We start from the raw sequence: 20,588 nt of genomic DNA, 5'->3' as shown, positions 1-20,588 counted from the left end.
TATCGGTTACTGGATGATTTCTTCAAACAAGGCATAGTACAGGTGCTCGCTGTAACCTTCACGCACGTGCAATGTGCAGTTATTGAATTGTTTGCTAAGTGCATGAACCCCGGCTTCGGTGATGCGCTTATCTTCGGTGCCGTACCAAAGCTCAATGGGCTTGTTGAATTGGTTTGGATCGAGATTTAGTGGGGTCATACAAAACACCATCTCATGCAATATGCCATTAAGGGTATGGCGCGCACCTTCTTTGAACACATCGGTCAGTAGCTGAATAATGCCTTGTTGCTCGAATTGAGAACGCTCGGCACTACCGACGCTGGCTCGCAGCATGCTTGGATAATGTGCATCCAAATTGAGAGTGACGCTCTTTAGCCACAATTCGTAGATCTCTTTGGCGAATTGTGGCGATACCTTCACATAACGAGCAGCAGGTGCCAGAATCTCGGTCAGATACCGGGCATCCGCAGCAGTATTCAGTACCACCGGCGACGTTAGTATAACGCGCTGTAAGCGATTGTCAGCTTGTGCCGCGAAACTCATTGCCATTTGACAGGCAATCACGCTACCTAACAGATCATAGTCGCCGATATTGAGGAGATCGATGAATTCGGTGAGTTGGGTGTTCCACTGTGCTGGGTGTCCGGCGATAAAGCGTGTTTTACCGATACCTGGCCGATCAGGAATGATGACACGTCGATTGGTTCGCGCGCAGATGGTTTCGTAGTCGGGCGGAATCGCAAGCCGAGAGCCGAAGCCGCTGTGGAATACGAGCAGTGGACGTCCTTCCGCTGGGCCGTATTCGCAGTAAGCAATTCTTTGACCGTTTGCGAGTGTCACTTCTCGATCGTTCGCGTGATCGTTTTGCGGGCTGACGGTGGTGATGTCAGAGTCAAAGTACGAATCCAGTACTTGCGATTCGTGCGTTAATATTAGGCTAACTACGCCGGCCTGAGAATTGCTGCTGGTTTTGCGAAATATGGATTTGAGGTGGGATTTAACCGTATTCTCGCTCACAAAAATGGCGTCCGCGATCTGATTTATGGTGCTGCCGTGCACCAATCTAAGCAACACCTGCTGTTCTTTTTCGGTCAAGCCGTAACGAGCCACCAGTTCGGGGTTCAGCCGTTGGTTGACCTGCTCTTTGTCGAGCACCATCAGAATATGAAAATGTGTTGGACTGTTGTGGTCACGCACTTGACTTCGAATCCGCCGCAAGTACAACTGCTCGCCGTTCTGATCGAAGAAATCCAGCGCGATGAGTTGGTTTTCCAGAGAACCCGGGCTCGGTAGCTGGTTGATCAGTGTCAACAGGTCTTCACGAAGGGTTTCGCTGCCGGCTTGCAGATAGTTGAGTAATCGGTCTGCTCGACTGTTGTGGTAGATCGGCCGTAATTCGTCGTCCAGAATAATCATTTTGAAACGGCTTTTGTCCAGCAGCGTGTTGAACGCTGCGAGGGCAACATTGCCTTGCTGTAGGCGCGAGAGTATCTGGTCACCAGCAGCGAGTTCCATGATGTTGTCTGGGTCGTCGAAGTCGTCTGCTTCATTCAAATACTGTTGCATCATGTCAACAATATACTCATCGTGCCAACGCTCTGGTTTGCCGATGATTCGGTAGATCAAGCTACTGAAACTTGAGTTGCTCATAGGTTGTCGAGTCGTGAACCGAGAATGAGTATCGTCAGTCGATCATGGGGCGATGACTTATCGATGAAAACATCATAGGCCTTCCGTTTGGTGAACGCAAACTAGTGGCCTATTATGCTCACTTTAAAGGTGTGTTATCGTTGTGAGTAGAATGCGCCCTGTTGCCGCATGACAATGGAAAAGTCTACCGCGAAAGACATCAGGGGATCACTTAGCAGATTGAATGAATAGAGCACAGTTTATGAGCATACCCTTACCGATTTCCGCGCTTGTGCGCGCCGTTGTTGCCAGTGCGTTACTGGTCGTTTACACCGCCTCCTCGGTTTCAGCCAACGAGGCGGACCCGTATGTGTGGCTCGAAGAAATTCAGGGTGATAAAGCGCTTGATTGGGTTCAAGCACAAAACAAAACATCTCAGGTTAAGCTTGGTAAGCATCCGTTGTACGATCAAATCTATGCGGATGCACTCGATGCTTTAACGCGTACAGACAAATTACCGGAGATCACACAGCGCGGTGATTGGATTTACTATCTAAGTAAGTCGACTGAACACCCTAGGGGTGTGTTACAGCGTAGTCCTCTAGCGGATTTCAAACAGGGGTCACCACAATGGCAGACGGTGTTGGATATTGATGCGCTCTCAGCAAAGGAGAACCAGAACTGGGTGTTGCAGGAAATGGTTTGTCATGCACCAGATAACAAACGTTGTCTGGTTAGCTTGTCTCCTGGCGGAACCGATGCCAGTGAACTACGTGAGTTCGACCTCGAATCCATGCGTTTTGTGAAAGATGGTTTTACTTTGCCGACGGCAAAAATGAGCGCGAGTTGGGTCAATGCCGACGAGATCATTGTGGCGACAAATTTCGGCGCCGATTCGATGACTGAATCCGGCTATCCTCGCACGGTCAAACTATGGAAACGTGGGACGCCTCTGACGTCCGCCATGCCATTGTTCACCACACCGGCGAGTTCGGTTTCGGTGGCAGCGCAATACTTTAAACATGACACTACCCCGCTCATGCTGATTACAGAGAGCCTGTCGTTTTGGTCCCGTCGCTACTACCTGCATGAAGGCGGTAAAGCAATTCCGCTCGAGCTTCCGGATTTAGCCGCCGTTGAGGGAGTCGTTGATGGTGAGTTGGTGGTATCGCTGAAGCGGGACTGGGTCTATGCGGGCCAGCACTATAAGCTTGGGACAGTGTTGCTCGTTCCGCCGCACAGTGTTCGTTCAGACAGCGCGGTTACCAAAGCTAAGATCACGGTGTTAATGGAACCGGATGCGACTACGGTGATTGACATGGTGGTGGTAATGGATAAAACCATCTTGATCACGACCTTACAGAATGTTCAATCGCAGATTTACCGTTTTAGTCGAGATGGGGCATCATGGCGCCAGCAAAAAATCGACTTGCCAGCCTCTGGTACGATTACCTTTGCCGCTGGTGATAAAACCTCCGGGGAGTTTTTTGTACGCTACGAAGGATTTATTACGCCACCAACATTACTCTTTATTGACGACAAACTCACGGTGTCCACAGTGCGACAGCAGTCCGCTACATTCAACAGTGAGGCAATGAAGGTTACACAGTATTTCGCTGAATCGGCTGACGGTACCAAGGTGCCCTATTTTGTGGTGATGCGCAAAGACACCAAGCTCAATGGTACAAACCCAACGTTGATGTTCTCTTATGGTGGTTTCAGGGTGTCATTAACACCTTCCTACTCCGGCTCGTATGAAGCGCTGAACGGAGTGTACGGTAAAGCTTGGCTCGAGCGCGGCGGCGTGTTTGTGCTGGCAAATATTCGAGGTGGCGGCGAATACGGGCCGGCTTGGCATGCTGCTGCGTTGCAAGAGAATAAGCTGCGTTCGTATGAAGATTTTGAAGCGGTGGCGGAAGATTTGATCAAACGTGGCATCACGCGTGCCAAGCACTTGGGAATTGAGGGCCGCTCCAATGGTGGATTGTTAGTCGGTGCGACCATGCTGCGTCGGCCAGATCTGTATGGTGCGGTTATTTGCGGTGTGCCTCTGCTTGATATGAAGCGGTATCACACCTTGTTAGCCGGCGCGAGTTGGATGGCTGAATACGGGGACCCAGATACCGCGGATTGGGAATTTATACGTGCGTACAGTCCATATCAAAATTTGCGCGCAAAAATGGATTATCCACCTGTGTTCTTCTTCACTTCAACGCTGGACGACCGCGTACACCCGGGTCATGCGCGAAAGATGGCAGCGAAGATGATGGCCTATGGTTACGAAGTGGATTATTACGAAAACACCGAAGGTGGGCACAAAGGTAGCGCCACCAGCGATCAATTGGCCAAGCGTATAGCCCTAGCTTACACCCATCTTTGGCAGCACTTAAAGTAATGCGTGCAGCTTGCTGATTGCGTCAGGCGTTAGATTCTGTGGTGTGGCATCGATTGTACTCTTCCTCGCCGCCGACCACCGAGTTGGCCTGACGCCATAAACGTTTACAGCGAGCGCCAGATCGGCAATAGGTGTGTATGCGTTTGCGCGTTTCGATGAGCGTGATAAATTTATCCCGATCAGACTCGGTGATTTGATAGGACGAAAATGGCATTAGAACCGGTTCCATGCCCAGCCGTTTCGCTTCCGCAGCGATGTCAGCATACGGTGTCTGCCCTTCGTCTTCTCCATCAGGTCGATTGCAAACCAGCAGTTCCACACCCATGTTGGCAATTTGTTGAACATCTTCTACGCTTAGTTGATCAGAAGCCGAAACCTGGGTTGTCAGGTGCTCTATGTGCATCAGTAGAATCCTCCTCCTCATCGTTGAATCGTGACTTCAGTCGTGTGTGACGACTGCGCGCACTTTGGTCAAAACCAAGTACTTTATCAGCATACCAGAGTCGCAGGGAAACGACAGCGTTGGAAACAGTTGGACGGTGGGGCGTGTTGGGGCTATTGGTCGGCGTCGCTGCGGACCGGCAAGGTCCAATGGTGACGGATAGCCAGTGCTCGCACGATGAAAGCGCAGGTACCGCCGAGTAACATTGATATCAGGCTGGAGAGTGAAAACGCGGTTGCCATACAATACACTGCCGAGCCAACGAACGCAGCGACGGCGTAGATTTCGCGTTTGAGAATCAAAGGTATTTCATTGCAAATAACGTCGCGCAGAATACCACCGACCACCGCTGTGACCACGCCCATAGTGACCGCAATCACCGGGTCGTGGGTTAGCGTCAATGCTTTCGCCGCACCCATGACACAAAACAATGACAGCCCCAACGCATCGGCCCATTTGAGCACATTATAACGCTGGCCAACTCGGACTGAAAAAAAATAGACCACGACACCGGCACTGGCCGCCACCAAAATATAAATAGACTGATCAATCCAGAAGACCGATGTGTTGAGAATCAAGTCGCGAACTGTTCCGCCGCCGATTGCCGGTAACAGAGCCAAAACCACGTATCCAAAGATGTCCATTTCTTTGCGTGCTGCGGCGAGTGCGCCACTCAGACCAAACACGAATACACCAAGCAAATCGAGAATTAGAACGGGGGATACGGTCATGGCTGATCTACCAGTCTACATGCTGCTCACGCCCCTGGTGAGCGCGTTGTGCTTGCAGCTTATGTCGGTTGTGAAACGGTGACTGCAACAGAGCCAACAATAAAAATAGAGAGACCAACAAGAGAATAGCCGTGGCAATACGAAACAAAGTGCGTCCATCGACTGGGTTTTGTCCGATGACGAACGCATACTTGGCCAATACCAGCCCATCCTGGGTAAACGACTGACGAACCAGCACCGGAACTGCTCGCGGTAGTACATAACCGGTCATTTCCACCGGTGCACGGTTGATGCGCTGAACTGAGTCTGAGCGCAGCAACTCAACGAAGTGGACATGGCTTTGAGAATTGTGCGCGTCACGGATAGGGATGTAACGTCGGAAGACTGTTGTGCCTTCGTGTAACGCGTCTTCTTCGAGTACTCGGCTGTTTGGGACCGCATCGCCGTCGATGCTAACCTTGGTGAACCAGTTTCTGCTTACACTGAGCAGTGAGTCAGCTTGAATCGTGTCGGGTTTAATTGAGATGGCAGCCTGCTCAATTGATGGGAGCTGTTTGGATATGGCGTAGCAGCCGTACGCCAGCGCGCCACTGACGAGCAACCAGAAAGCGAGGGCGGCAGAGCGAAGTTTCAGTTGCTGCGCGAGTTGGTCGTAACTTAACTGAAACTCGTGTTTGCGCTGACTTTTAAACAAGGTGGACAGCGGCACCAGTGCCAATACAATCCACATGGCAATCGCGGTGATCACTGGGTAGTGGACTGCAAAAAAGTTAAACTGAGCGCGAATTAGAATGCCGTAAAGGCCAAGTTGGAAGAACCAGCTCCAGGCCGAATACGCTGACATTATCAGGAACACGAGAACTGCCAGAGCTCTCGATGCTGGTGTACTTTGCATCTTCTGATTCACCAAAAAATCTCAGCGCGGTCGCCTTGTTACTCCTGAGTATATAACCTTGACGAACTGCATAGAGGCTATGAGTGCGTCAACTCTATCAGTGTTCGGATCAATTTCCTAGCACCGTGAAAAATCAGACAGACTGTCTAAAAAACCGAAAATTCCGATGTTTTTGCAAAAACTGTCGCTGATTGGAGACAGTTATTGCTGACGGATTTTGAAATTCGTAAGTTTTATTGCCAAGTTCTAATTTAAGCTAAGGGTTAAGTAGTCGAGCAGAAGAACTCATTGCGCATTGCCTGAGAAAGAACTCCACCCCACTTTTCTTACAGGATCCCCTACACACACACGCGCTGCTCGCCATGCTCGGCTACTTTCCTCTCTTTTTCTCGGTACACACCAAACTCAGTGCGCTAGGCTGAATCTGACTGTGTTGTGCTGAATATTTGGGTCGGAGGGTTGGTGCTCTATAGATTGCTCACTATAATGTAATCTGCGAAATCGCACGTTAGCTCTTATCTTTGGGTCTCTCTCGACAAATTTAGTCCAAATCATGTGTATGCGCTGAAAACCGTCGCTGCTGCTTTCAAAGAGCATTGCTATGATCGTGCGTCTATCTAACGTATCGTTGCCACACGCCACACGAGTCATCAATGTCAACTGCACTCATAATCGCTCTGACTTTTGCCTCCTCACAAGTAATGTTGAGTTTGGCGGTGCTGCTCACTGCAGTGAAACACTGGCGACTTCCACATGCCATTCTATTTTGTTTTCTGCTCGCTGTTCTCGCGTATATCGCACACCCAATGGTAAGTGAGCATTGGGTAGGTGATTGGGTATTGCCATTGGAAAATGCTATCCCAGGTCTGTTCTGGTTACTCTGCTCCAGCTTATTTAATGAGCGGTTTCGATTAGCGCCTTGGAACCTTATGCTGGTGCTGAGCACGGTATTGATTCCGCAGATTGGTATTCTCGCGGTGGACTACTTGGACATCGGTCTGCCATACTTTTTGTACCGTACCATGCCTCAGGCGCTCGAATTCGTATTGCTGGCTTGGGCCTTATATGTGGTGGTTCGATCCTGGCGGGACGACCTCGTTGAGTCGCGGCGAGATTTACGCCTAGTTTTTTCAGCCATTGCAGGAGGCTATATCTTCACGCTGATTTCTATGCGCGAAATCTTTATGGCGGACTCACCGTGGCTTGATCAATGGCAGTACTTGCCGGTCGGTGCGATTTGTTTAATCACAAACCTATTGTTGCTGCAATATAAGCCGGGTGTGATCGCAGAGGACACGCCTGAGGAAACACAAACTGGGAGCAACGCGATGCCAGCTCGCTTGCGTCCCGTCGATGAAGTAGAAGTTCCGGTAGAAGTCGTTCAACAACTCGATTCGCTCATGAAACAAGAGCATCTTTATAGAGAGATGGGACTGACCATTGGTCAATTAGCTGACAGGATGGCGATGCCAGAGTATCGCTTACGCAAGATTATCAACGCAGGACTCGGATACCGTAATTTCAATGACTACTTGAATCGCTTTCGGATCGCCGAAGCGGGAGACAAACTCGCCGACCCGGCTTACGAAAATCAAGCCGTATTGAGCATTGCTTTGGATACCGGATTTCGGTCTTTGAGCTCATTCAATAAGGCGTTTCGTGACGCTTATCGACTTACACCGACTGCGTACCGTCAGCATAAACTTGGTTCTGAATAATCGAGCTCGATCTAAGCATGGATCGTAAAAAATTTCCGGCTTTTGCTGGTGAATTTTGAAATCAGTTAGATTCAATACGTTCGATTAACCGATTATTTTTCTTAGTTTCAATACCTAAGAGGGCGGATGCGTGGTAAACGACCGATTGAGAAAAGTGACGTGGTGTATGCTAGGTCGACCCAGTTGGCTGAGTATATTGGTGTTGTGGGTGATACACAGCACCGGTGTTTGCGCGGAGGAGCCCGGCGCTACCTTATATGCGACTCACTGTAGTGCCTGTCATGGTGTTGGTGCGCAGGGTAACCCTCAACTCGGGAGTCCGGCTTTGGCTGGCCAGCATGCGAGTTATCTGGAACGGCAGTTACACAACTTCGCGAACGGAATTCGGGGGGCAGACGGTGCTGACAGCTATGGAAAGCAAATGGCTGCATCGTCATCGCTGATTGCTGAGTCTGAGTGGTCCAGTGTTTCAACCTATCTAGCGACCTTAGAACCGAGTTCAAGCACGGCCAGCGACGGGGATACTGTTCTAGGTTATAAGGTCTTTCAAGGAACTTGCAGTGGTTGTCATGGTGCCGAGGGACAAGGAAATCCGGCGCTGCACGCCCCCAGAATCGCGGGCCTTGCACCGGACTATTTGTTGCGTCAATTCAAGCACTTTCAGACCGGTGTGCGCGGTGCGAACCCGGAGGATCGGTATGGTCGGCAGATGGCGATGATGGCGTCGACTATCCGAGACCCAGAGCAAGTTAGCGCAATTATTGCGTTTTTAACCGCCAAATAGTGGGTTTCTAGATGCGTCGCACTCTCGGCATCACGTTGTGGCTTGTACTACAGATCAGCAGTAATCAAAGCACTGGTTCGGAGTTTATATTAAACGAATATTGCCCTCGTGGGTTTGAATTGATACCTGCTGAAGGTTGCCGTCTGCGGACCTTGTATCAGTTTTATTCATCGAATCAAGATCGGGGTGTGGGTGGCACACGTACTGGTCTGCCGCCGGTACGAGATGGTTATAGTCCGCAACAGATTGACCTTGGGCGATATCTATTCTTCGACCCAGTCTTATCGGCAAATCAGACAATTTCGTGTGCGAGTTGTCACCAACCGAGGCTTGGCTTTGCGGACGGACTGGCGGTCTCTCGAGGGATTCACGATCGTCGTGGTACACGGTCAGCCCCGAGCCTATGGAATGCGGCGTTTAACTCTAAATTGTTTTGGGACGCTCGATCCGACAGTTTGGAACAGCAGGCGCAGGAACCATTATACAGCCCACTGGAGATGGGTAACTCTCCGAACGGCCTATTGGCTCGCTTGCAAGCGGTGCCGGAGTATCAAACCTTATTCGAGCAAGCGTTTCCGAATTCAGGTTTAAACCTACCAAACCTGTACACAGCGCTGGCGGCGTTCCAAGCATCGCTTATTTCTCTCAATAGCCGCTACGATCAATATGTGCATGGCAATCATCAAGCCTTGAGTGAGGATGAATTAGCTGGTCTCAATGTATTTCGGTCGTTTGTAGCACGCTGTTCCGAGTGCCACACACCACCGTTGTTCACCAACAATCAGATCGCGGTGATCGGCGCGCCCGAACCAGAGGGTGTGGTGTTTGACGTTGGTGCGCAAAGAACGTACTCCAGTCCCAAGTTACGTGGTGGGTTTAAAGTGCCGACGTTGCGTAACATCGAGCGCACTGCGCCATACATGCATTCCGGAGTATTTGCTGATCTTCGAGAGGCAACGGAATTCTACAATCTCGGGCGCGGACACGCAGCTCCGGATGACCTACAGATCCATTGGCATATCACTAGTCCGGATCTGAGCGAACTAGAAATAGATCAGATCGTTGCGTTTATGCACACACTGACTGACGAACGGTTTATGCCAGACACCCCTCAAAAGGTGCCATCTGGTCTCGCCGTTGATCATAACCACAAGCAGCTTGGTCAAGAGTTGACCACACATCAGAGGAGCCAACCATGAAAGCAAAGTTTATTCTCGTATTGCTAACCGCAGTGATTGCCATTGGGCTGGGTTATCTAGTCGGCAAGCAAAGCGGTGGTGTGCCGGTAGTTTTGGGTACCAATGCCGGTGGAAGTTACCAAAGTGGTTTTGAACAACCTGAACCGGGCGATGATGTCTCGTCGGGCCCAGCCGGTGAAGCAAATCCGGTGATTGCGATCGTTCAGGACGGTGAATCCATCCAAGATGCCGTTAAGGCGGCAGCGCCCGGCACCACCATCCAGATTATGCCGGGCACCTATCATGAAACAGTCTATATTGATAAAGACAATATCCACCTAGTCGGTGTTATCAAAGCCGGTAAACGCGCAGTTATGGATGGCAAGGGTAAGCTTAATGATGCGATTCTGTATTCGGGTAACAACGTGGTGGTGGAAAATATGCAAATCACCGGGTACAAAGGTAATGGCATCATGGGCCAGGCTGGAAATAACTTTGAGATTCGTAACAACCTAATTATTGATACCGGTGTTTACGGAGTGTTCCCGCAATTAGGTAAAAACGGTGTGGTGGAACACAATGTGATTTCAGGTATCGAGGACGCGGCGATCTATGTGGGCATGAGCGATAACGTGCATGTGGCCCACAATCGAGTGTTCGATAGTGTTGCTGGAATTGAGATCGAAAACAGCCGCCATGCGATTGTTGAAAATAACTATGTACATAACAATACCGGCGGAATCTTGGCGTTTATTACACCGGGATTGCCAATTAAGACCACCTACGACGTCATTATTCGGAACAATTTTATTGTCGGAAACAACCACAAAAACTTTGGTGCACCAGGGTCAACTGTGGCGGGTATACCGGCCGGCACCGGGATTCTGATCATGGCCGCGGATGATGTGATCGTTGAGGATAACCTTATTTCTGATCACAAAACTGCCGGAATTTTGATCGTTGATCATGCCAATGCAGCCAATATCTCTATCGATCCGGAATCCGAACCCAATCCGGATCGAGTTGCTATTTTGAACAACACAATGATGCATAATGGCTACGACACGATCCCAGAGGTGAAAGCGCTGATGGCGTTGAAGCTCAGTCAGTTTGAGCCAGATATCGTGCATGTGAGTGAAGGCAAAGATAGCTGCATCAATAATCCTCATCAGTACAACTTGGTAGGTTTAGACGCGTTTAAACCGTGTGGTTTTAGCAACACCGATGCTACCGATACCTACCTGCTTGACACACCTGTCGCACCAAGAGAAATTCAGCCATCAGAGCGCGGAAAAATTGCCTATTTAGGTGTGTGCACAGGTTGTCATTCCTACAATGGTCGTTTGATCGGTCCGTCAATTCAAACCATACAAGCGCTGTATTATGACAACCCTGAAGGCTTAGCTGCGTACTTGGCAAACCCGGTTAAAAAACGTCCAGATTACCCGGAGATGCCAACCCAAGCATATTTGGGAGACGAGACTCTGCTGGCGGTGGCTAAGTATGTGCTCAGTCGCGAAAACTAACCGAGTTAAGCTGCGTCACCGGGTATAAAAGTCAGCGCAACGCCGTTATTGCAGTAACGGAGTCCGGTGGGTTGCGGGCCATCGTTGAATACATGGCCTTGGTGTCCACCACAGCGAGCGCAATGGTATTCGGTTCTCGGTAAAATTAGTTTGAAGTCTCGTTTGGTTTCAACTCTCCCCGCCACAGTATCGAAAAAGCTTGGCCAGCCGGTGCCACTGTCGAACTTTTGTGCTGCGGTGAAAAGCACCAGACCGCACCCTGCGCAAGCGTATTCGCCGTCGCGCTTTTCATCGTTTAAGGGGCTAGTGAATGGGCGTTCCGTACCTTCTTTGCGGAGCACATCAAACGCGGCTGGAGACAGTCGTTCGCGCCATTCGTGTTTGGATAATTCGAAAGGAACGATCTGATTGGGGTTCGGTTCTAAGTCTGGCATAGCGGGCTTGTGCGTATCAGGCGGCGTTTGGGTGTCTACATCTTTTGCGGTAGCGTGTAGCCAACTGACCGAGCCAGTCGCGCCGATCGCAGAGAGTAGAAGCATAGTTCGTCGGTTCATAGAATCACAGTTTAACAAAGTAGTGTGATAATTATGACCTGATGACGCTGCAAGAACTTACTGGGCTTGTGCTATCCTGCGACCTCTTTGTCACGCTGGAACGATCCTACCTTGAAAAAGACACCCCTTACGAATTTCTTGGCGCCTAAGTACTGGCCAACCTGGCTGGGTTTACTGGTGTTGCGTGGATTTAGTGTATTGCCGCTGCCAATACTGGCGGTGCTCGGGCAGACAATCGGTCTGTTGTTTTATGCCCTTGGCGCGAGTCGGCGGCGGATAGCGTTCAAAAATATACGTGTCAGTTTTCCAGAAAAGAGTGTGTGCGAATGTCGTCAAATTAATCGTCGCCATTTCATGTTGATCGGGCAGTCTGTGTTTGCCACACCCATGCACTGGTGGGCATCCAAGCGCCGCTTTAATAAGCTGATTACCGTATACGGACGTGCGCACTATGACGCCGCATTGGCGTCCGGCAATAATATCATCATTCTTGCGCCGCACTTTATTAGCTTGGATGTGGCGGGGCTTCGTTTGGCTCAGGAGCGCCCGATGTTGACGATGTATCAATACGCCAAAAACGGTTTAATCGACGAAGTTGTAAAACGCCGACGATTGCGCTTTGGTGGTGAGCTGGTAGAGCGCAAGGCGCCGTTGCGCCAATTGATTCGCGCTATTCGTAAAGGCAACCCGTTCTATTATTTGCCGGATCAGGACGCGGGCCGGAAAGGTATTTTTGTACCCTTTTTCCATACTCAAGCTTCAACTTACCCGATGTTGGGGAAATTCGCGGAAATGACCAACGCGCTGGTCATCCCCTGTCGTACGCGTATCAAGCCCTGGGGCATGGGCTATGAAGTGACTCTGGGTAAACCACTGGAAAATTTTCCGAGCGGGGACGAGGTGTCTGATACCGCGCGCATGAATAATGAGGTGGCGGAACTGATTCGTCCACATCCGGAACAATACTTCTGGGTACACAAGCGTTTCAAGACACGTCCACCGGAGGAAGCGGCGAAGGGTATAAAATTTTATCAATAGACATTTATTTTTATAGGAGCTTGCGTTACTGTCAGAAGCATCATGACTAAGGGGGATGTGATGTGCCAAGGAACAACGCGTGCCCTTTTGACCAGTGGTAGTCTTTAGCTGGCAGATAATTTCACAATACACCACTTAACCTATTTGGAGAAAATTGATGAGCAAGCGTGAAGAGTTAATCGCTAAATATGCAGGCGACCTGGAAACCAAGTGTGGCATGAAGCCAGATATGAAATTGCTGACAGCCGTGACCGTTGGCTGTGGTCCTTCAATTTATAACGCGGACGCGTGTACTGTATCCGCGAGTGACCCTAAAGAATTGGAGCGCGTTAAAAAGAACTTTCTCATCAAAAAGCTTGGGCTTGCCGATTCTCCTAAACTCGATGAGGGCATCCAAGCGGTACTTGAAATCTATGGTAGATCGAACCGCAACAAGTACCGCGCTGTAGTTTACTACTTGCTGGTAAAGCACTTTCGCAAAGCATCAGTTTACAAATAGATAGGGACGCCTATTTATTCAACGCTATAAGCAAGGCCGCTCACACAGCGGCCTTGTTGGTTTAATGGGTTTGAGTAGTCAGGGCGTTCTTGGTGTTACGTCAGTCGTGGACTAGTCACGCCAGAAGGTGGTGGTAAACAGTACCAACAAAGTAAACAACTCCAGTCGACCAAGCAGCATGGCAAATGAGAGTATCCACTTCGCCGCATCATTGATGTCAGCATAGTGTAATGCAACGCCGCCGAGCCCTGGACCTAAGTTGTTCAAACAGGCTGCCGCCGCGGAAAATGCGGTGATCCAATCCAGCCCCACGGCGCTCAGCGCGAAACCGGTTAGGGTAAAGCACAGGATGTACATTGAGAAAAACGCGGTGACGGTATTAATAATCTTGTCGCTAATTACTTGATTGCCGGACTTAATCGACAGTACCGCGTTGGGATGGATGAGTCGCACAATCTCTTTGCGGCCTTGTTTATACATCATCTGAATCCGCATCACTTTAATGCCGCCGGCAGTAGAACCCGCGCAGCCACCCATAAAACTCAACAAAATCAGCATGATAGGTAAAGCGCCAGGCCACCAAGCAAAGCCACTAGAAGTGAATCCGGTGGTGGTGAGTATCGACACTAAGTGGAACAGGCCTTGACGCACGGCGGTGCCGTTGTCAGGGTAGATGTTTTGCATCATCAGCGCCCCACAAATCACCAGGGATGCAATCAGAATCACAATCAGAAAAAAGCGGTATTCACTGTCTCGACGATAAGGTTTGAATGTGCGGTCACGCCAAGCCAAAAAGTGTAAGGAAAAGTTTGCAGACGCCAGTAGCATAAAAAAGACAGCAATTGATTCAATCACAGCGCTGTCAAAATACCCGATGCTGGCATCGTGGGTAGAGAACCCGCCGATTGCTACCGTGGAAAATGCATGGCAAATAGCATCAAACAGAGACATGCCGCCCACCCAGTATGCGGTGGTACACATCAAGGTCAAACCCAGATAGATGTACCACAGTGCCTTTGCACTCTCAGTGATTCGAGGCGTCAATTTACTGTCCTTCATCGGGCCAGGTGTCTCAGCGCGATACAGCTGCATGCCCCCGATTCCCAGCATCGGCATAATGGCTACTGCCAGAACAACGATACCCATTCCACCGAGCCATTGCAGTTGTTGGCGATAATAAAGGGTTGATTCCGGCAGTGAATCGAGGTTGATTAGAATGGTGCCGCCCGTGGTGGTTAAACCGGACATCGACTCAAAGAAAGCATCAGTGATGGACAATGAGTAGTGCTCTGAGGTCAGAAAAGGCAGTGATCCGAAGGTTGCCAGTACCGTCCAAAACAACACCACCACCAGAAATCCGTCGCGATACCGCAGATCACGGCGCAAATTTCGTAATGGTGCCCAAAGCAATAACCCGGTGATCAGCGTCACGAAAAAGGACAGAATAAACGGGTAGCTATTACCATCGTTGTAAATCAGCGAAACCGCCAAGGGTGTGAGTTGCGTCACGCTGAAGATAATCAGCAAAACCCCCAGTATTTTAAATACGGTTTGAAAGTGCATGGGATCAGAGAAAAGTGACGCCGACCTGGAACAAGGCTTCCACATCAGTGATGCAGGACTTGTTGTCCATAAATATGATTACGTGGTCTTCCGGTTCTATCCGCGTGTCGACGTTCGGGATAATGACTTCGCCGGCCCGTACAATTGCGCCGACACCAGTGCCCGCCGGAAAAGGAATTTCGCGTACACCCTTGCCTATTACTTTGGAGGAGGTGGCATCACCATGTGCGATTGCCTCAATCGCTTCGGCTTTACCACGTCGAAGCGAGTGAACCGCGACCACGTCACCACGGCGGATATGTGCCAGCACGCTGCCGATCGTGGCAACGCGTGGTGAGATAATGACGTTGATGTCGCGGTGTTCCAAGTTGTCGACATACGCCGGACGATTCACTAGCGCCATCACGCGCTTTGCGCCGAGACGTTTTGCTAGGTTAGCCGACAAAATATTGACCTCGTCTTTTTCTGTGACCGCACAGAAGACGTCCGCGCTTTCGATATTTTCCTGTAACAGTAGTCCAGCGTCGGCGGCGTCTCCGTTCAACACAATGGTGTCGCGGACTTCTTCGGCGATCTGGTTTGCGCGCTCGGGATTGTATTCGATGAGCTTGACGCTGTAGCCTTTGCGATCCAATTCAATGGCCAGATTCAAGCCGATATTGCCGCCGCCAGCAATAAAAATGCGCTTAGTCTTATCGCTGGCACCGCGCATCTCTTTCATAATTTTGTGAATATGGCCGCGTGCAGCGACGAAGAATACCTCATCTTTTTCTTGAATCACGGTTTCCGATTTCGGCGTGATGACCTCGTGGTCACGATAAATCGCGGCTACCCGGGTTTCGATGCCTGGCATATGTTTTTTCAGTTCACGCAGTGTACAGTTTATGAGTGCACCGCCCTTCACTGCCTTGACCCCGACCAGTTGAACCAATCCATCGGCGAAATCCAATACTTGCAGTGCACCTGGAAACTCGATCAACCGTGTGATGTGGTCACAAACGATGACCTCGGGTGAGATCACCACATCGACCTTAAACCCGGAATCCATCTTAAATAGGCTTGGGTTGTTAAGGTATTCCTTTGATCGCAAGCGCGCTATTTTGGTGGGCGTTGAAAAGAACGCGTCTGCAATTTGGCAGGCCACCAGATTGATTTCATCGTTATTCGTCACGGCGAGTAAGAGCGTGGCGTCTTCGGCCCCCGCCGCTTTCAACACTGACGGATGTGCGGCATTCCCGGTTACTGTTCGGATGTCCAGGCGGTTTTGCAATTGGTGCAGCGTGTGTGGATCAATGTCGACAATCGTGACGTCGTTTTCCTCACCGACCAACACTTCGGCGATTGATCCACCGACTTGACTGGCTCCCAGAATTAAAATTTTCATAACGGTCTACTTCGCGTCGCGGGCGCTAATGTCGAGACTCTTTAATTTGCGATATAAATGGGTTCGTTCCAGACCAACCTTCTTTGCCAGCGCACTGACATTCCCGTCAACTGTGCCGAGATGATAATTCAGATACGCCTTTTCAAACGCCTCTTTGGCCTTGCGCATATCGCCTTCGAAGTAGTCCGGTAAACTTTGCGATTGTTTTTGCATGCCGGTATCGCCACCGAGCGCGTCGGCGACATCGCCGAGGGTGATTTTCGTTTCGGTATTCAGAATTAATAGTCGCTGAATCACGTTTTGTAATTGACGTACATTACCTGGCCAGTCGTAGTCGACTAATGCCCGCACCGCAGCTTTGTCGATTTCAGGCTTGCTAAGCTGATTCTTGACAATGACGTCTTCGATAAATAAATCGATCAACTCAGGCAAGTCTTTGCGTCGCTGGCGTAATGACGGCACCTGAATGGGAATTACGTTCAAGCGATAATACAAGTCTTCGCTGAACGTGCCGTCATTAACCGCATTCTGAGGGTTACCGCTGGTGGTAACAATCACGCGGACATCAAGCTCAATATAGTCGCTGCCGCCCAAGCGCATAAACTGGCGTTCCTGCAATGCGCTTAGGAGTTTGTTCTGCGTTTCCATGGTCAGCCCCAATACCTCATTGATAAACAAGGTACCGCCCTTGGCTTCTTCGAAACGTCCGAGCACCACTTTGCCGTCGATTTCGCTGCCGAACAGGGCTTGTGCAACGCGGTCGCTGGGCATTGCGGCGAGATTAAGCTCAACAAACTCGGCGTCTGCGCGCGGACTGTTTTCATGAACTTTTCGCGCCACTAACCGTTTTCCGACGCCAGATTCGCCGGTAATGAACACCCAACTGTCAGTCGGGCCCAGAAGCTGAACGTGGCGCATCAATTCACGACTGGCATCACTATTGGAAATAATGGGAGACTCGTAATGTAGGCGTGACTTGAGCCGTCTATTTTCCTCGCGCAGTGATGCGTTTTCCAGACCTCGTTCGACACTGAGTAGGAGTTTGCCGGTTGATAACGGCTTTTCCAGAAAGTCGTAGGCGCCTAGTTTGACGGCTTCAACCGCGTTCTCAACCGTGCCATGGCCAGAAATCATGATGACCGGCGTGCTGGCGAGCAGCTTGTTTTCGACCCAGTATTTCAGTACCGAAATGCCATCTTCTTTAGGCATCCAGATATCCAGCAAAACAAGATTAGGTTGAATGTCGCGAAACTGACTGCGAGCCTGATCGGCGTTCTCCGCGACGCTGACAAGGTAACCCTCATCCTGCAAGATGTCTTGCAAAATCTGGCGAATGTCAGGTTCATCGTCGACGACCAGAATGTGTGGTTTTGTGTCGGACATACCGGCTTTGGTGCTAACCAATTATTGAGGGTTTATCGTTGTTGGGCCGCGTGCTGGCGACGTCGTTCGACTGTAATGTATTTTGGTTGCGATTACCACGGTAGGTTTGCATCGCATTGATTGGGAGACGTAAATGCATTGCGGCGCCGCCTAGGCTGCTGCGGCGGGTCCAGACTGAACCGCTGTGTTCCTCGACGATGCGTTTGACGATTGCCAAGCCCAATCCGGACCCCTTGGCTTTGGAGCTCACATACGGGTCGAACAACGATTCTTGAATTTCAGGTGGGATACCTGAGCCATTGTCTTCCACCACGAGATCGATATAACGTCCGGTCACCTTGGCGGCGATTAGAGTGCGAACACGCAGTTTGCCGTTATCGGTCTCTTGCAGCGCGTGACTGGCATTGATAACTAGGTTGTTCAGCACTTGTCGCAATGCCGATGCGTTGGCCTTAATTAAAGGCAGGTCGTGGTCCAGTGCCAACTCGACATCGATGTCTTGTAGCGACGAGGTATGTAGTTCGATTACATCGCGGATTAATTGGTTAACGTCCAGCGGGGCTAGTTGCGCGCGCACCGGTTGGGCGTAGCTCGAAAAAGCGTTCACCATTTCCTTCATGGATTCGACTTGCTGGACAATGGTTCGTGTGCTGCGGTCGAGAGTCTCCTCTAGTTCCCCAGACACATGATTGGAGAGCTTTAATTTGATGCGTTCGGCTGAAAGTTGAATTGGCGTTAGTGGGTTTTTGATTTCATGGGCCAGTCGTCTCGCTACCTCACCCCAGGCGGCGTCGCGCTGGGCCTGAATGAGGTTAGTGACATCATCAAATACGATAACGTGATTGTTTTCATCGTGGTTGTTTGTACTGCTCAAGTGGTCTGAGTCTCGAGTCTCTTGCAGTAACGATCCACGGACGATCAATATCTGCCGACCGTGTTTGCCCAGCAGGCTTATCTCGTCCTGCCAAGAGCGCTGCCCCGAGGCAATGCCGTTGCGAATGACCTCGAAAAACTGCCTGGTGTGACTGCTGGTGTCGCACAATGAGTCCAATCCGGCGCCAAGCATCGCATTGCGTTCGAAGCCAAGGATATCGGCTGCCGCGCTGTTACAAATCTGCATGCGCTGCTCACTATCAAGTGAGAAAACGCCCGACGATAAATTTGTCAGCACGGCTTCTAGATAGCCTTTTTGCTGTAAGGTTTCAGTTTGGCTAGCAAGGGCCGCTTGTTGAGCATCACTGATCTTGCTGCTCATATTGTTAAAGGATTTGGTGAGAATGCCCAGTTCGTCGGAGGTTGTGACGGGCAAATGCGATCCGTAATCGCCCTCAGCAATTTTTTGCGTACCAGCCGCCAGATTCGAAATTGGCGCCACTAGGCGACGCGACAGATAGATTGCCGTCAGCATGGAGAACAACAAACTGGCAAGCGAGATTAGGCTGAGTGTCACAATCAGGCTGAATTTTAAGGGCCCACGCGCAAACAACATTTGTGCGTATTGACTGTTGGCTTTTTCCACGCTTTCAGTCAAGGTGGCGTAACGCAAAGGCAGCACTTTAATTGCTTGTAAGGCAAAGAAGTCACGCCCCAACTCATTGACCCGTATTGGTGCCACCACACGAAACTGCAGTGTGGTTTCAGAGATGGGTTCAAGTAAGGTGTATGTTTGGTTTAGTCGCAGTTCGGTAAACACCTCATCGCCTGGAGTGTCTGGCAGGATGTTGGCGGCATCCGCGCTCGAGAAGGCCACAATACGCCCATCGTCAGAGTACAATGACAACTCGCTATAGCCTTCAAGTTCACGAATGTCATCAAGGGTTCTGAGTAGCTCACCGGCGGCAATTTTTTGTCGCAGGCTTTGTGCGTATTCCTCAACGTCGCGCGTGAGCTCTTCCTTGATGCCCTCCATCGCAGTTTTACTCAACAGCAGCGAATCTTTGACTGTCTGTTCGATCCGCACATCAAACCAACTATCGACACCTTTGTTCAAAAACTGAATAGAGAAGTAGTAAATCAGCGAAAAAGGGATCACCGTCAGGAATAAGAATATCAATACCAGTTTGGTGGTTAGCTTGGAGCCAATTTCATTGCGTCGAAACTGGCGGTAGAGGGAGTAGCAATTGGTAAACAGAAAAAATACCAGCACCACAATCCCGATGCCACCCAGTAATGTGATCCAAAACTGTAGGCGACCGGAACCCTCATCGCTCAACGATTTAACGATCAGTAAACACAGCGCGAACAGTATTGCGGTACAGACCGCGATGACTGGCCCGGGGGCCGAGATACGTTTAATTATTGCGCGGATTGCCATGTTTCCCATCCGGTATTGATGTCCCAGGCCTTCGTCATGTAGGCGCTGAGTCGCATTGGGCCAGGTAAATCCATGATGCTGAGCCGAAGTCGCATATGGTAGCGCGTCTCCGATGAATTATAAAAATCAAAAAAGCTAAGTGCCTGCGACGCTACGTATTCCATCGTATCATCCGTTGAGCTGAAGATCTTGGGTGCGAGTTCGCTGCCATCGCTAACCAGATAGCGATTAGACAGTACGTGATGCGTTATCTCAAAGCTATGGCGATATGTTTTGCGCGGCCAACGTATAAACAGCACTTGAGTCAGTGTTGCGTATTCGCAGACGAAGGTCAGTGGTACGCCGTTGTTCAGCGCACTGGTCACTTCTTCGGAGAGGTTAATGACCAGCTGGCCATCCACGTACTGAATCGATTTTCCGTCACTTGGAAGACTCCAAAGTGCCAGCGGTAGTAGGCACAGGAGCATGCCGAGCGCTTTTATCAGAGTTCGGTGTGCGGATGAGGTAAGTCTGTTGATGGTCAGCAATTCGGATTCATCTCGCATGATTTAGGGG

Annotated in this window: 17 protein-coding genes; 7 read left to right on the top strand and 10 right to left on the bottom strand. The window is 50.3% G+C overall.

The features are described 5' to 3' along the window. Positions 1–6 precede the first annotated feature (6 nt). A complete protein-coding gene (locus IE055_RS16410) occupies positions 7–1,650 on the bottom strand; it encodes a LuxR C-terminal-related transcriptional regulator (protein ID WP_189402771.1) in 1,644 nt (547 codons plus the stop codon). A 241-nt stretch (positions 1,651–1,891) separates the two neighbouring features. Here IE055_RS16410 and IE055_RS16405 point away from each other — a divergent pair, with 241 nt between their 5' ends. Continuing rightward, on the top strand, positions 1,892–4,024 hold the full coding sequence (locus IE055_RS16405; RefSeq protein ID WP_189402770.1) for a prolyl oligopeptidase family serine peptidase: 2,133 nt from the start codon (positions 1,892–1,894) through the stop codon (positions 4,022–4,024). A 22-nt stretch (positions 4,025–4,046) separates the two neighbouring features. Here IE055_RS16405 and IE055_RS16400 read toward each other — a convergent pair whose 3' ends face one another. The 3 genes from IE055_RS16400 to IE055_RS16390 all read right to left on the bottom strand — a co-directional run bounded on the left by IE055_RS16400 (position 4,047) and on the right by IE055_RS16390 (position 6,092). Next, positions 4,047–4,427 carry a protein tyrosine phosphatase family protein gene (locus IE055_RS16400; RefSeq protein WP_189402769.1) on the bottom strand — a complete coding sequence of 127 codons (381 nt, stop codon included), beginning with the start codon at positions 4,425–4,427 and terminating at the stop codon, positions 4,047–4,049. Between the two features lie 152 nt (positions 4,428–4,579). Next, positions 4,580–5,197 carry a trimeric intracellular cation channel family protein gene (locus IE055_RS16395; RefSeq protein ID WP_189402768.1) on the bottom strand — a complete coding sequence of 206 codons (618 nt, stop codon included), beginning with the start codon at positions 5,195–5,197 and terminating at the stop codon, positions 4,580–4,582. Between the two features lie 7 nt (positions 5,198–5,204). Next, positions 5,205–6,092, bottom strand: a complete 888-nt coding sequence (locus tag IE055_RS16390; RefSeq protein WP_189402767.1) for a hypothetical protein — start codon at positions 6,090–6,092, stop codon at positions 5,205–5,207. Between the two features lie 653 nt (positions 6,093–6,745). On the opposite strand from IE055_RS16390, the gene IE055_RS16385 reads away from it, so the two are divergent. The 4 genes from IE055_RS16385 (at position 6,746) to IE055_RS16370 (ending at position 11,298) form a co-directional block, all read left to right on the top strand. Next, on the top strand, positions 6,746–7,810 hold the full coding sequence (locus tag IE055_RS16385; protein WP_189402766.1) for a helix-turn-helix domain-containing protein: 1,065 nt from the start codon (positions 6,746–6,748) through the stop codon (positions 7,808–7,810). A 199-nt stretch (positions 7,811–8,009) separates the two neighbouring features. Continuing rightward, complete coding sequence (locus IE055_RS16380) at positions 8,010–8,594, top strand: cytochrome c (protein WP_189402765.1); 585 nt, start codon at positions 8,010–8,012, stop codon at positions 8,592–8,594. Positions 8,595–8,605: 11 nt separating this feature from the next. Next, the gene (locus IE055_RS16375) at positions 8,606–9,793 is read left to right on the top strand and encodes a cytochrome-c peroxidase (RefSeq protein WP_189402764.1); all 1,188 of its coding nucleotides are present in this window, start codon (positions 8,606–8,608) and stop codon (positions 9,791–9,793) included. Continuing rightward, positions 9,790–11,298: a parallel beta-helix domain-containing protein gene (locus tag IE055_RS16370; RefSeq protein WP_189402763.1), complete on the top strand. Its 1,509-nt coding sequence runs from the start codon at positions 9,790–9,792 to the stop codon at positions 11,296–11,298. The genes IE055_RS16375 and IE055_RS16370 overlap by 4 nt, the downstream gene beginning before the upstream one ends. A 5-nt stretch (positions 11,299–11,303) precedes the next feature. Here IE055_RS16370 and msrB read toward each other — a convergent pair whose 3' ends face one another. Then, positions 11,304–11,732: a peptide-methionine (R)-S-oxide reductase MsrB gene (msrB, locus tag IE055_RS16365; RefSeq protein WP_373299250.1), complete on the bottom strand. Its 429-nt coding sequence runs from the start codon at positions 11,730–11,732 to the stop codon at positions 11,304–11,306. Between the two features lie 231 nt (positions 11,733–11,963). On the opposite strand from msrB, the gene IE055_RS16360 reads away from it, so the two are divergent. Both IE055_RS16360 and IE055_RS16355 read left to right on the top strand, forming a co-directional pair. After that, positions 11,964–12,890, top strand: a complete 927-nt coding sequence (locus tag IE055_RS16360; RefSeq protein WP_189402761.1) for a lysophospholipid acyltransferase family protein — start codon at positions 11,964–11,966, stop codon at positions 12,888–12,890. A gap of 157 nt (positions 12,891–13,047) precedes the next feature. Beyond that, positions 13,048–13,389: a DUF2853 family protein gene (locus IE055_RS16355; RefSeq protein ID WP_189402760.1), complete on the top strand. Its 342-nt coding sequence runs from the start codon at positions 13,048–13,050 to the stop codon at positions 13,387–13,389. A 111-nt stretch (positions 13,390–13,500) separates the two neighbouring features. Here the strand turns inward: IE055_RS16355 and IE055_RS16350 are convergent, their stop codons facing one another. The 5 genes from IE055_RS16350 to IE055_RS16330 are packed head-to-tail and all read right to left on the bottom strand — an operon-like array spanning position 13,501 to position 20,578. Continuing rightward, positions 13,501–14,952, bottom strand: coding sequence for a TrkH family potassium uptake protein (locus tag IE055_RS16350; RefSeq protein ID WP_189402759.1), 1,452 nt, complete (start codon positions 14,950–14,952; stop codon positions 13,501–13,503). A 4-nt stretch (positions 14,953–14,956) separates the two neighbouring features. Then, positions 14,957–16,336, bottom strand: a complete 1,380-nt coding sequence (trkA, locus tag IE055_RS16345; protein WP_189402758.1) for a Trk system potassium transporter TrkA — start codon at positions 16,334–16,336, stop codon at positions 14,957–14,959. A 6-nt stretch (positions 16,337–16,342) separates the two neighbouring features. Beyond that, entirely contained in the window at positions 16,343–17,719 is a 1,377-nt protein-coding gene (locus tag IE055_RS16340; protein ID WP_189402757.1) for a sigma-54-dependent transcriptional regulator, read from the bottom strand. A gap of 13 nt (positions 17,720–17,732) precedes the next feature. After that, positions 17,733–20,033 (bottom strand): sensor histidine kinase, encoded by a 2,301-nt coding sequence (locus IE055_RS16335; protein WP_189402756.1) that lies wholly within the window; start codon positions 20,031–20,033, stop codon positions 17,733–17,735. Further along, positions 20,015–20,578, bottom strand: a complete 564-nt coding sequence (locus IE055_RS16330; protein WP_189402755.1) for a DUF4390 domain-containing protein — start codon at positions 20,576–20,578, stop codon at positions 20,015–20,017. Before IE055_RS16330 ends, IE055_RS16335 begins: the two co-directional genes overlap by 19 nt. Between the last annotated feature and the right edge of the window lie 10 nt (positions 20,579–20,588).

The organism is Arenicella chitinivorans (genome assembly GCF_014651515.1).
GTDB lineage: Bacteria > Pseudomonadota > Gammaproteobacteria > Arenicellales > Arenicellaceae > Arenicella > Arenicella chitinivorans.
The sequence above is the reverse complement of the archived record's forward strand: the minus strand, read 5'-3'. Positions and strand labels throughout refer to the sequence as shown.